11 protein-coding genes are annotated in these 12,373 nt (G+C 54.7%); 7 read left to right on the forward strand and 4 right to left on the reverse strand.

What is annotated here, in order from left to right:
- The first annotated feature begins 93 nt into the window (after window positions 1-93).
- A complete protein-coding gene (locus ACQY5R_RS12425) occupies window positions 94-1,284 on the forward strand; it encodes an amino acid aminotransferase (protein ID WP_428608874.1) in 1,191 nt (396 codons plus the stop codon).
- Between the two features lie 86 nt (window positions 1,285-1,370).
- Here the strand turns inward: ACQY5R_RS12425 and mdh are convergent, their stop codons facing one another.
- The gene (gene mdh / locus ACQY5R_RS12430) at window positions 1,371-2,303 is read right to left on the reverse strand and encodes a malate dehydrogenase (protein ID WP_428608876.1); all 933 of its coding nucleotides are present in this window, start codon (window positions 2,301-2,303) and stop codon (window positions 1,371-1,373) included.
- Between the two features lie 294 nt (window positions 2,304-2,597).
- On the opposite strand from mdh, the gene ACQY5R_RS12435 reads away from it, so the two are divergent.
- Window positions 2,598-4,886, forward strand: a complete 2,289-nt coding sequence (locus ACQY5R_RS12435) for an NADP-dependent malic enzyme (RefSeq protein WP_428608878.1) — start codon at window positions 2,598-2,600, stop codon at window positions 4,884-4,886.
- 279 nt (window positions 4,887-5,165) lie between these two features.
- On the forward strand, window positions 5,166-6,239 hold the full coding sequence (locus ACQY5R_RS12440) for a TRAP transporter substrate-binding protein (RefSeq protein ID WP_428608881.1): 1,074 nt from the start codon (window positions 5,166-5,168) through the stop codon (window positions 6,237-6,239).
- A gap of 82 nt (window positions 6,240-6,321) precedes the next feature.
- On the opposite strand, the gene ACQY5R_RS12445 is transcribed toward ACQY5R_RS12440, so the two are convergent.
- Both ACQY5R_RS12445 and ACQY5R_RS12450 read right to left on the reverse strand, forming a co-directional pair.
- Window positions 6,322-7,701, reverse strand: a complete 1,380-nt coding sequence (locus ACQY5R_RS12445) for a TRAP transporter large permease (protein ID WP_428608883.1) — start codon at window positions 7,699-7,701, stop codon at window positions 6,322-6,324.
- Window positions 7,698-8,252, reverse strand: a complete 555-nt coding sequence (locus ACQY5R_RS12450; RefSeq protein ID WP_428608886.1) for a TRAP transporter small permease subunit — start codon at window positions 8,250-8,252, stop codon at window positions 7,698-7,700. Before ACQY5R_RS12450 ends, ACQY5R_RS12445 begins: the two co-directional genes overlap by 4 nt.
- 198 nt (window positions 8,253-8,450) lie before the next feature.
- Here ACQY5R_RS12450 and ACQY5R_RS12455 point away from each other — a divergent pair, with 198 nt between their 5' ends.
- The 4 genes from ACQY5R_RS12455 to ACQY5R_RS12470 all read left to right on the forward strand — a co-directional run bounded on the left by ACQY5R_RS12455 (window position 8,451) and on the right by ACQY5R_RS12470 (window position 11,752).
- Window positions 8,451-9,839 (forward strand): FAD-binding oxidoreductase, encoded by a 1,389-nt coding sequence (locus tag ACQY5R_RS12455; RefSeq protein ID WP_428608889.1) that lies wholly within the window; start codon window positions 8,451-8,453, stop codon window positions 9,837-9,839.
- A gap of 9 nt (window positions 9,840-9,848) precedes the next feature.
- Window positions 9,849-10,487, forward strand: a complete 639-nt coding sequence (locus tag ACQY5R_RS12460) for a hypothetical protein (RefSeq protein ID WP_428608892.1) — start codon at window positions 9,849-9,851, stop codon at window positions 10,485-10,487.
- A 138-nt stretch (window positions 10,488-10,625) separates the two neighbouring features.
- Entirely contained in the window at window positions 10,626-11,294 is a 669-nt protein-coding gene (locus ACQY5R_RS12465) for a pseudouridine synthase (protein WP_428608895.1), read from the forward strand.
- A 95-nt stretch (window positions 11,295-11,389) separates the two neighbouring features.
- Window positions 11,390-11,752 carry a response regulator gene (locus ACQY5R_RS12470; RefSeq protein ID WP_428608897.1) on the forward strand — a complete coding sequence of 121 codons (363 nt, stop codon included), beginning with the start codon at window positions 11,390-11,392 and terminating at the stop codon, window positions 11,750-11,752.
- 53 nt (window positions 11,753-11,805) lie between these two features.
- Here the strand turns inward: ACQY5R_RS12470 and ACQY5R_RS12475 are convergent.
- A partial coding sequence (locus tag ACQY5R_RS12475; RefSeq protein ID WP_428608900.1) for a 3'-5' exonuclease occupies window positions 11,806-12,373 on the reverse strand: 568 nt, incomplete at its 5' end.

The following is a 12,373-nucleotide window of genomic DNA, read 5'->3' on the forward strand; positions in this document are numbered from 1 at the left end:
TTCACCCCATCAGCATTAACCGCTTTGCAACACTGCTTACAGGGGGTAGCATATTGGCCCATTTGTCAATAAATAACTCGCATGAGGGTAAAAATGTTTGAACAGCTCAGCGCCGCACCGGCCGATCCTATCCTTGGTTTGACTGAAGCCTTTAAGAAGGATACCCGCACCGGAAAAATCAATCTCGGTGTCGGCATCTATAAGGACGAAGCGGGCACTACACCCATCCTTTCATGCGTAAAAAAAGCTGAAGAGCACCTGCTCAGCGCCGAGACTAGCAAGAGTTATCTCAGCATTGAAGGCACACCCGAATATGGACAGGGCGTTCAGCGCCTGCTATTTGGCGCCGACAGCGATATCATCGCTAGCGGACGTGCCCGCTCTGCCCACGCGCCGGGCGGTACCGGCGCGTTGCGCATCTGTGCCGAATTCATTGCCCGACAGATGCCGAGCAAGCGTATCTGGGTGAGTAACCCCACCTGGGCCAATCACGGCAATATCTTCAAGGCGGCGGGGCTTGAAGTGGTCAACTACGACTACTACGACGCACAAGCTAAGGACAAAGATTTTGCTGCCATGAAAAACTCCCTGCAGCAAGCTGCCGCCGGCGATACCGTGCTGTTCCACGGCTGCTGCCACAACCCCACCGGTATCGACCCCACCGCCGAAGAGTGGGAAGAGCTGGCCAAACTGTCCGCTGAAGGTGGTTGGCTGCCGCTGTTCGACTTCGCTTACCAAGGATTCGCCAATGGGATTGACGAGGACGCTACTGGACTGAGAATCTTCACCGAACATAACCCCGAGTTACTGGTGGCCAGTTCTTTCTCGAAGAATTTTGGTCTCTATAACGAGCGCGTCGGCGGGCTAACACTGTTGGCGAAAGACGCCGAACAGGCGGATAACGCCTTCAGCCAGATCAAATCGATCATTCGCGCCAATTACTCCAACCCGCCCTTCCACGGCAGCGGTATTGTCACCACTATCCTGAACAATGCCTCATTGTATGCCGAATGGGAGAAGGAGGTGGCTGAAATGCGCGACCGGATTCAGTCCATGCGCGACCTGTTCGTCACCACATTAAAAGAGAAGGGCGTTAGCCAGGACTTCAGTTTTATCAGCCGTCAGTGCGGCATGTTCTCCTTCTCTGGGTTGAATCCAGATCAAGTTAAACGCCTGAAAGAAGAGTTCGCCATCTATATCGTCGGATCTGGCCGGATCAGTGTCGCCGGCATGACGCGCAATAATATGGATGCCCTCTGCAACGGCATAGCTCAGGTGCTATAAGACGGATATAAGGCGAGGCAGCCTTTACCTGGACAAAAAAACGCCCGGATCTACCCCGGGCGTTTTTTTGTTACTGCATGCACTGATCAGCTATTGGCAAATTCAACGCCTTTGGTGATGTTACCATCCAGCGTAGGCAGCATCTCATCAAACAGTTGCTGCTCGTAAGCGCTGAGCGTACCGGCAGGCAGGATCTCTTCCACGCCGTTTTTGCCCAAACGGACCGGCAGCGAGAGGAAGCTGGTGGGCTGATTCTCCACCTCAACATAGGTGCAGACCACCGACTCCTGACCATTCAGGGCGGCCAGCAGCGTCAGGGCAAAACGCGCTCCCGCATCGGCCATGGAGAGCGTTGCAGAGCCGCCACCGGCCTTCGCTTCCACCACCTCGGTGCCGGCATTCTGGATGCGCGGCGTCAGGCTCTCGATCTCCTCCTGGGAAAACTCAATGCCGATCTGCGAAAGCAGGGGCAGGATGGTATTGCCGCTGTGGCCACCGACCACCGGGATGTTCAAGCTGGTGGGATCCAGGCCTTTCAACTCGGCCACAAAGGTATTGGAGCGAATCACGTCCAAAGTGGTAATACCGAACAGTTTACGCTTGTCATAAACACCGGCCTTCTTCAGCACTTCGGCTGCAATCGGCACGGTGGAGTTGACCGGATTGGTGATGATGCCATAACAGGCATTGGGGCAAGCCTTTGCACCGGTCTCAACCAGGGACTTCACAATTCCGGCATTCACGTTGAACAGATCGTCACGTGACATGCCCGGCTTACGTGGCACACCGGCAGGGATAATGACAATATCACTATCAGCCATCGCCGCTTCAAGCTGATCAGCACCGTAACCGGAAACCTTAACCGGGGTCGGGATATGACTCAAATCAGCCGCAACTCCAGGGACCATGGGATTAACATCGTACAATGCCAGCTCGGAACCAGCGGGCATGGCATTTTTAAGTAGGAGTGCCAGTGGCTGACCGATGCCGCCGGCAGCGCCAAGAACGGATACCTTCATGAGATTAATCCTCTGCAGTTGTGTTAGGAGTTTACTTAGAATAGCCGAAAATCGGACGAAATATTACGGCATTTCCAACCAATAATCCACGTTGACAACAAAAAACCACAAAACAAATAGGACATTCGTACTAAATTCGCATTAAATTCTGGGAAAACCTGTAAAATAACCCTAAACTAGCAAAATTCAGGTTACTATTTAGCGTCATTGGTATAATCTATTCGATAATTCTATATTCAATATTTGTTTTTTAAATTTTCACCTTCTTCATCCCGTATATATAAGGAATAGAGCATGACAGACGAGCTGCGCGAGGCGTCACTTGATTACCATCGTTTCCCAAAACCCGGAAAGATGGAGATCGTTGCCACCAAAAAGATGGTCAACCAACGTGACCTCGCTCTTGCCTATTCACCCGGCGTGGCGGCGGCCTGTGAAGAGATTGCCCGCGACCCCAATGAAGCCGCAAACCTCACCTCAAGGGGAAACCTCGTCGCCGTCATCACCAATGGCACGGCCGTACTGGGCCTTGGAGCCATCGGCCCGCTCGCCGCCAAACCGGTCATGGAAGGAAAAGCGGTACTGTTCAAAAAGTTTGCCGGTGTGGATGTTTTCGATATCGAACTGGATTTGAAGGACCCGGAAAAGATCATCGAAACCGTCGCCGCCATGGAGCCCACCTTTGGCGGGATCAATCTGGAAGATATCAAGTCACCGGAATGTTTTGAGATTGAGCGCCGTCTGCGTGAACGGATGAACATCCCCGTGTTCCACGATGACCAGCACGGCACCGCCATCGTGGTAGCCGCTGCCGTGCGTAACGGGTTGCGGGTTGCGGGAAAGAAAATCGAAGAGGTCAAGCTGGTCTGTACCGGCGCTGGAGCCGCCGCACTGGCCTGTCTCAACCTCCTGGTCAGTATGGGGCTGAAAAAAGAGAACATTCGCGTAGTCGACCGAGATGGTGTGGTCTACAAAGGGCGTAAAGAGGACATGGATCCCTATAAAGAGGTCTATGCCATTGAGACAGATGAGCGCACTTTGGACGATGTAATAGTCGGCGCGGATATCTTCATGGGACTTTCCGGGCCAGGCGTGATCAAGAAGCATCAGATTGCCAAGATGGCCAACCCGCCCTTTGTGCTGGCATTGGCCAATCCAACACCGGAGATCACCCCGGAGGAAGTACTGGAGGTAGCACCCGACGCCATCATCGCGACCGGACGTTCCGACTATCCCAATCAGGTCAACAATGTACTCTGTTTTCCGTTCCTGTTTCGCGGCGCACTGGATGTCGGCGCCACCACCATCAACGAGCAGATGAAGATTGCCTGCGTCGAAGCGCTCTCGGATCTCGCCACGAAAGAGGCCTCGGACCAAGTTCAAGCGGCCTATGGCGGCCAGGCGCTCCAGTTTGGACGAGAATACTTAATCCCCAAACCATTCGATCCACGGCTGATGACCGACCTACCACCCAAGATCGCGCAGGCAGCCATGGACTCGGGCGTGGCTACCCGTCCTATCAAGGATTTTCACGAATACCGCCGTACTTTGCGGGAATTCGTCTTCCGTTCCGGTCTGGTTATGAAACCGGTATTCGAGCGTGCCATTGCCAATCCACAGAAAGTGGTCTTTGCTGAAGGCGAAGCCACCCGCGTCTTGCTGGCGGTACAGGTGCTGGTCGACGACGGTATCTGCCATCCGATACTGATTGGCCGTCCTGAGGTCATCGAGGAGAAAGCCCGCAGTCTGGGGTTGCGCTTCAAACTGGGTAAGGACGTGAGTGTTGTCAACATGAACGACAACCCCAACTTCGAGCGCGACTGGCAGCATTATCATGAACTCGAGGGACGCAACGGTGTTTCACCCGCTTTTGCGCGCGGTGTGGTACGAACGCGCTCAACTGTACTTGCTGCACTGCTGACCAGGCAAGGGGATGCCGATGCCATGATCTGCGGCGTTGAAGGTGCCTATATCCAGCATCTGAAATATATCCGCAGTGTTATCGGCATTCGCGAAGACACCACAGACTGTTGCGCCGTCACCATGCTGATCCTGTCCAAGGGGACGTTCTTCTTGACGGATACCCATGTCACGACAGACCCGACACCGCAGCAGATCGCCAAAAAAACCGCCATGGCATCGGATATTGTACGGCGCTTTGGCATGTCGCCCAAAGCAGCACTGCTATCACACTCCAACTTTGGCAGCCGCAACAATGAATTTTCACGCAAGATGAAAGAGGCGAGACGAATCTTGCATGAACAATATCCCGGGGTGGTGGTAGAAGGAGAGATGCACGCTGACTCCGCACTCTCGGATGAGATCAGGGATAAAATCTTCCCCCATTCGCGATTCAAGGGCGCTGCGAATCTACTCGTCATGCCAAACCTGGACTCAGCCAATATTGCTTACAATATGGTCAAGATGCTAGGTGAGGCGGTACCGGTTGGGCCAATGCTGACCGGCCTGAAATATCCGGCACACGCCGTCTCGGATTCCATAACTGTTCGCGGCATTGTCAATATGAGTGCCGTTGCCGTCGTGGATGCCATTGATTGGAAGACAACCCACGCTTCAGGTTAAATCACCCCGCCACTGCAACACAACAGGGCGCGTTCGATACCCATCGAGCACGCCCTGTTTCTTTCGGTAAGACCTAACAAGCCCCAGCAACCTTTTCATCCGTATTAATACTTACGTATGTAACCGTTAAAATAAGTAGGCAATTGTCACTTTACGTAAGCCCCTACCGTTACGGGTGTTATTAAAACGAGATTCTATTTGCACTCCCTCTGTCGATCGCATATATATAGGTCTCTACGCTGTTCAGATAATAACTTTAGCTAACCAGAGGAGATCCAGATGAAGCGTCGTGATTTTCTAAAAAAGGCAGCCGTGGGAGCCGTGGCTGCCGGCGCCGCTCCTGCCGTATTGGCTGCGAGCAACAAAAAAATTCGCTGGAGAATGGCCACCAGTTGGCCGAAAGCATTTGACACCATTTTCGGTGGTGCAGAAACCGTTGCCGCGCGAGTCAAGGCCATGACCGGCGGTCAATTTGAAATCATTCCCTATGCGGGTGGTGAGCTGGTTGGCGGTCTTGAAGTATTTGATGCCGTATCCCAGGGAACAGTACAGATGGGACACACCGCCTCCTACTACTACATTGGTAAAAATCCATCTCTTGCGTTCGACACGGCACTGCCGTTCGGACTCAATTACCGCCAACAAAATGCTTGGCTCTATAACGGCGGCGGCATGGAAAAGCTACGCAAGGTTTTTGCGGAGCACAACATCGTCAACTTCCCGGCTGGTAACACGGGCGTGCAGATGGGCGGTTGGTTCCGTAAAGAGGTGAGCACGGTTGCCGACCTGCAGGGCCTGAAGATGCGTATACCCGGACTGGGCGGCAAGGTAATGAGCCGCTTGGGAGCCACGGTACAGGTACTGCCCGGTGCGGAGATCTATCCGGCACTGGAGCGTGGTGTCATCGATGCCACCGAGTGGGTCGGGCCTTATGATGATGAAAAAGCCGGCTTCTACAAGGTAGCGAAGTTCTACTACCACCCGGGCTGGTGGGAACCCGCTCCAACCCTTAGCCTCTATGTCAACCAGAAGGCGTGGGACAGCCTGCCCAAAGAGTATCAGGAGATCGTCGCATCGGCTGCGGCTGAGGCGAACCTGGACATGATGGTCGACTATGATTCGAAAAACCCCAAGGCACTAGCCAGCCTGCTGAGCAAAGGCGTTCAGATGCGCGAATACTCCAAGGAGATCTTGGATGCCGCACGGAAAGAGGCGTTTGCACTGTATGACGAACTGTCAGCCGGTGATGCCACATTCAAAGACATCTTCGAAAACTGGAAAGCCTTCAAGTCTCAATCTGACACTTGGTTCAGCACGGCTGAGACCTCCTATGCCAGCTTCAACTTTAAATAGTTCACCCTGAAGCGACGCATAAAAAAGGCCCCATCTTAGTTGGAGATGGGGCCTTTTCATATCCGCTCCGCAGACTCTCCCCCTAATAGGATTGACCGATGCCCATACTTAACAACCCGGTGACCAGTTGCGGATAGTAGAACAGCGCCAACAAACCGATCAATTGGATCACAATAAAGGGTATGGCCCCTCGATAGATATCAGCCGTGCTAACCGTCCGGGGCGCAACACCGCGCAAGTAGAAGAGGGAAAAGCCGAAAGGTGGCGTCAGGAATGAAGTCTGCAGATTCATACCGATCATAACGCCAAACCAGACCAATGCCATACGACCGGGTTCGTCAAACTCGGAGAACATGGGCGACAGAATGCGTACCACCACCGGTGCCAGTAACGGAACGATAATGAAGGCGATCTCAAAGAAATCGATAAAGAAGCCTAGAACAAAGACCGCAAGGTTAACCAGAATCAGGAAGCCGATCTCACCCCCAGGCAGAGAAGTCAGTAGGTCTTCAACCCAGAGATCGCCATAGAGACCACGGAACACCAGCGAGAAAGCTTGCGATCCCACCAGGATGAACATCACCATACTGGTCAGTTTGGCCGTTTCGGTCATACTCTCCAGTACTGAGCTGAGGGTCAGGCGACGCTTTAACACCGCCAAAATCATCGCCCCCACCGCTCCGAAAGCCCCCGCCTCGGTCGGCGTCGCCCAACCAGCAAAGATGCTGCCCAGCACCACCACAATCAACGCCAATGGCGGGATCATCACCACACCGATTTCGCGGCTCAGTTTTTTACCGTTCAGGTTCCGCGCTTCGATCGGCATGGCGGGCGCCAGTTTCGGCCGGGTGAGTGCAATAATACCAATGTAGACCATGTACATACCGGAGAGCATGAGTCCGGGAACCAGCGAACCCACGAACAGATCGCCCACCGGCGCACCTAACTGATCAGCCAAAACAATCAACACGATACTGGGTGGTATCACCTGACCCAGGGTGCCGGACGCTGAAATAATGCCGCAGGCAAGGGATTTGGAATATTTGTACTCAAGCATAATGGGTAGGGCAATCAGACCCATCGCCACCACCGTGGCACCCACCACACCGGTGGCCGCTGCCAGCAACGTTCCCACAATCACCACCGAAAAGCCGAGTCCGCCCCGCACCCGACCAAAGGCGATACCCATGGTCTTGAGCAGATCCTCCGCCAGCCCCGTTCGCTCCAAGAGCATGCCCATCAGAATGAAGAACGGCACCGCTAACAGGGTATAGTTCTGCATCACAACGAAGATGCGCTGTGACATGGCTTGCAGTAGAGCGAAATCCAACAGCTCCATATTGATGCCGATGGCGGCAAACGCCAAGGCCGTTCCACCCAGCGCAAAGGCGACCGGATAGCCCATGAAGATCAGCAACAGCGCGCCCCCAAACATGATGGGGCCTAATAGATCCGGGTTCATATACCCTCCTCAGTTTCGGCATGGGGGTAGGGAATATGTCCCCTTAGAAAGGCGACCTGCTTGATCAATTCACTCAATCCCTGAATGATCAACAAAATAAACGCAATAGGTATAGCCGATTTAATCAGATAGCGAGGTAGACCACCCGGGTCAGGCGACCCCTCGAGAATTGCCCAGGAGTCGGCGGCATAGGTATAACTGACCCAGACAACCAGGGCAGAGAGAGGGAACAGGAACAGGCAGGTGCCGATCACATCAATCCATGCCTTGGCCCGTTCCGAGACCCGCGAATAAAGTATATCCACTCGCACATGGGCTTGATGTTTCAATGCATAACCCGCACCCCATAAAAACACCAGACTGAACATAAACCACTGTGCTTCAATGTAGGCATTGGAACTCAAGTCCATACCGATCGTCTGACTCAATTTGCGGGTTACCGCATTGTAGACTCCCAATAGCACCATGATCACCACGAGCCAAGAGATTAACCGGCCAATTCGCTCATTCATCGCATCTATTAAGCCGGAAAGACGTAAAAGCATTTGCATAGAGTAAAACCCCTCGGGGTAATTAATATGTGTTACTGCTGTTAGCCTATTGAACAATACAAGATTCAACGCGCAGAAACCACCTTAATGAAAATAACGGCAATGATATCAAAACCCTGTAATAACCGTGCTTTACGCCCAGGGTCAATGTAGGGGAAAATCCCAGGGTCATTTTTGATAACCGGGTACGCAAGCACCATGAACACTGAATACGGCGTTATCGATACAGCACTTCCCTCACTGACTAAACTGCTTGGCGAGCGGCTCTCCACCGCCACGGCTGTCCGCGAACACCATGGGCATGATGAATCCGGCTTCAAAACCGAGCCACCGGACGCTGTCGCGTTTGCTCACACTACCGAAGAGGTAAGCGAGATTGTAAAAATCTGCGCCCAATATCGCATACCGGTCATCGCCTACGGCACCGGTACGGCGATCGAAGGACATGTGCAGGCGCGGCGCGGCGGGGTCTGTATCGATCTCAGCCAAATGGACCGCATCCTGGAAGTGAATCAAGAGGACATGGATTGTACCGTACAAGCTGGCGTTACCCGTTTGCAGTTGGAGAGCCACCTGCGGGACACCGGGCTGTTTTTCCCCGTTGACCCCGGCGCCGATGCCTCACTCGGCGGTATGGCCGCCACCAGTGCCTCCGGCACCAACGCCGTACGTTACGGCACCATGAAAGAGAACGTGCTGTCACTCAAGGTGGTGCTGGCCGATGGCCGTATTATCAAGACCGGTACAAGAGCGAAGAAATCCTCCGCCGGCTACGATTTGACCCATCTGTTTATCGGCTCGGAAGGCACGCTGGGTATCATCACCGAGGTTACCTTGCGATTGCACGGTCTGCAGGAGGCGATCTCTTCCGCTGTGTGCAGCTTTCCCAACGTGGATGACGCCATCAACATGGTGATACTCACCATCCAGTCCGGTATTCCCATCGCCCGTATCGAACTGCTTGACGGCTTGATGATGAGGGCGATCAACCTCTATTCGAAAACAGAATACCCCGAGCAACCGCACCTATTCCTCGAGTTTCACGGCAGCGATACCGGCGTCAAGGAGCAGGCTGAGGCGGTACAAGGGATCGCCAGCGAATTCAACGGCAGTGACTTTACCTGGGCGACGCGCAGCGAAGATCGCAGCCGCCTCTGGAAAGCACGCCATGACGCCTATCCCTCGGCGCTGCAACTGCAGCCGGGCACCCGGGCCATCACGACCGATGTCTGTGTTCCGATATCCCGGCTCGCCGAATGCATCCGTGAAACCCGTATCGATATCGATCAGGCCAGCATGCCCATCGTCATGTTGGGCCACGTCGGGGACGGCAATTTCCACCTGGCGATCCTGCCGCACCCGGATCGCCCCGAAGATATCGAAGAAGCCGAGGCACTGAATCACCGACTGGTCCGTCGCGCGCTCGCCATGGAGGGAACCTGTACCGGGGAACACGGCATCGGCCAGGGCAAGATCAGCTTCCTGGAAGAGCAGAATCCGGCAGGAGTCATGCTGATGCGTCAGATCAAACAGACACTGGACCCCGACAACCTGCTTAATCCGGGTAAAGTGTTAAACATGGACTAGGGTCTGATTGTGGTCGAAAAACTGTTTTGGCAAGACCCCTATCTGACTCGATTGGAGGCTCGGGTGGTCGGCGTCGACGGCGATGCCATCACACTCGACCGCACCATCTACTTCGCCCAGTCCGGCGGCCAGGAGAGCGACCGGGGAAGCATCGGCGGGCATCGGGTGCTGGCAGCGCAAAAACAGGGACCCGAAATCGTCTACGCCCTGGAAGATCGACATGGGCTCAAACCAGGCGATTGCGTACTGATAGAGATTGACTGGCCACGCCGTTATCGACTGATGCGTCTGCATTTCGCCTGTGAACTATTGCTGGAGCTGATCTACCGGGCAGTACCAGGCATCGAAAAGATCGGCGCCCATATCGCCGAGGAGAAGGCACGGATCGACTTCCTACACGAAGAGAGCCTGGCCGGTCTGCTGCCGGACCTACTCGAGCAGCTCAACGCCATTACCGAACAAGACCTGCAGATCGTCAGCGACTTCAGCGACCGCAACCAAGAGCGGCGCTTTTGGGCCATTGAAGGTTTTGCCCAGGTTCCCTGTGGCGGCACTCATCTGAGAAGCACCGGTGAAATCGGCAACCTATCGCTGAAACGCAAAAACCCGGGCCAGGGCAAGGAGCGCGTGGAGATTCGGCTGGCGTGAAGCTACTGCCACATCCGCTTCTCCTGTAAAATCGCCCATCCTGAACCGCCAAGCAATCTTGACAATGCTCCGTAGACACAACAATCAGCCAATGTTAATCCTGTGCCCACTCAAACAGTACAGAGGGGTGTAAGGACAATGCCGGCCAATTTTGACCATTACCAACCACCGGCAGATGAGGGGCTGGACATCCTCTACCAGGATGAGGCACTGCTGGTTCTGAACAAACCCAGCGGCCTGCTCTCGGTACCCGGCCGGGGGGCAGCGAAACAGGACTCCCTGGCCCTCCGGGTGCAAGCGCGATTCGCCGACGCCATGGTGGTGCATCGACTGGATATGTGCACCTCCGGCATCATACTGATGGCGCGGGGGCCGGCTATGCATCGGACGCTGAACCGGATGTTCCAACAACGAGAGGTCGACAAACGCTATACCGCCGTGGTTAACGGCCAACTCGACCCACCTGCCGGCACCATCCGGCTACCTCTGATCACCGACTGGCCGAACCGGCCCAGACAGAAGGTCGACCACGAAATCGGTAAACCCTCCGTCACCCGCTATCGGCTATTACGCTATCAACCGGAAAACGACTGCAGCCGGGTGGAGCTGATCCCGGAGACAGGACGCTCACACCAACTCCGGGTACATATGCTCGCTATCGGCCATGTCATTTTGGGCGACAACCTCTACGCCACAGGGAACAGCCTGAACGGCTCTTCCCGCTTGTTACTGCATGCCTGTGAATTGTCGCTGCGCCACCCACTGACCCAGCAACGGGTGATCTTTCAATCGGACCCGCCATTCTAGTTCGTGAACCGATAGGTAAACGCCGGCGAAAAATCTGCCATAATTGGGGCGGACAGCTTCACATAGCCAGATGGAGAGGGGAAAAGGATAGACAGATGGCTGAAAATACCCTGCTGCTGATAGATGATGACCAACCGCTTAGAGAGTATTACAGCCTCTCTCTACAAGCCCATCACTATGAGGTGATTCAAGCCGACGACAGCAAATCCATCCTGGATTTGATCGAGCAATATGATCCAGCCCTGATCATCACCGACCTGGTCATGCCGGACCACGATGGACTGGAGGGCATATTCCGCCTGATCGGCAATTTCGACATCCCGGTCATCGTCCTATCCGCCTACCCGGAATATATACAACTCTCAAGACCGGTCGTCTCCGCCAGCTACGTCAAACCGTTATCGGCGGAAGACCTATTGCGAGCGGTAAAAAAAATTCTCGGACCGGAAGCACAATAGCCGGAGTGGGCGGGCTACACACTGGACTACCTCAACACCCCACCACCCCAAAATCAGATCGGTTGCAGATTGGCATAGGCGACCACCAGCCACTTGGCTCCCACCTCCGCAAAATTGACCTGCACCCGGGCACTGCCACCTTGGCCCTCGGCATTCAATACCACCCCTTCACCAAACTTGGGATGCAGCACCCGCTGGCCCAGCTGATAACCGGCGTCATGGCCGGCAAAATCGGCTGAAGCCGGGGCATAAACCGGACGACTGATCTGCGGCCGGGAACGGATCTCGCGGATCAACTCAGCCGGAATTTCACGAAGAAACCGTGAGGGCAGGGGATAGGATTCACTGCCGTGCAGCCGCCGGCTCTCGGCATAGGTGAGGTAAAGCTGCTCCATGGCCCGGGTCATGCCCACATAACAGAGCCTGCGCTCCTCTTCCAGCCGCTCCGGATCCTCGGCCGACATACTGTGCGGGAACAATTTCTCCTCGACACCGGCGATAAACACCAGCGGAAACTCCAAACCCTTGGCCGAATGCAGCGTCATCAGTTGCACGCAATCTTCGAACTGATCGCCCTGATTCTCGCCCGCCTCCAGCGCAGCATGGGAGAGGAAGGCCGAT

Origin of the sequence: Sedimenticola sp., assembly GCF_050289425.1 — a bacterium.
Classification (GTDB): Bacteria; Pseudomonadota; Gammaproteobacteria; order Chromatiales; family Chromatiaceae; genus Sedimenticola.

Bases quoted from the DNA above. Each gene is read 5' to 3' on its own strand.
- ACQY5R_RS12425 (WP_428608874.1), top strand. From the start codon at position 94: ATGTTTGAACAGCTCAGCGCCGCACCGGCCGATCCTATCCTTGGTTTG.
- mdh (WP_428608876.1), bottom strand. From the start codon at position 2,303: ATGAAGGTATCCGTTCTTGGCGCTGCCGGCGGCATCGGTCAGCCACTG.
- ACQY5R_RS12435 (WP_428608878.1), top strand. From the start codon at position 2,598: ATGACAGACGAGCTGCGCGAGGCGTCACTTGATTACCATCGTTTCCCA.
- ACQY5R_RS12440 (WP_428608881.1), top strand. From the start codon at position 5,166: ATGAAGCGTCGTGATTTTCTAAAAAAGGCAGCCGTGGGAGCCGTGGCT.
- ACQY5R_RS12445 (WP_428608883.1), bottom strand. From the start codon at position 7,701: ATGAACCCGGATCTATTAGGCCCCATCATGTTTGGGGGCGCGCTGTTG.
- ACQY5R_RS12450 (WP_428608886.1), bottom strand. From the start codon at position 8,252: ATGCAAATGCTTTTACGTCTTTCCGGCTTAATAGATGCGATGAATGAG.
- ACQY5R_RS12455 (WP_428608889.1), top strand. From the start codon at position 8,451: ATGAACACTGAATACGGCGTTATCGATACAGCACTTCCCTCACTGACT.
- ACQY5R_RS12465 (WP_428608895.1), top strand. From the start codon at position 10,626: ATGCCGGCCAATTTTGACCATTACCAACCACCGGCAGATGAGGGGCTG.
- ACQY5R_RS12470 (WP_428608897.1), top strand. From the start codon at position 11,390: ATGGCTGAAAATACCCTGCTGCTGATAGATGATGACCAACCGCTTAGA.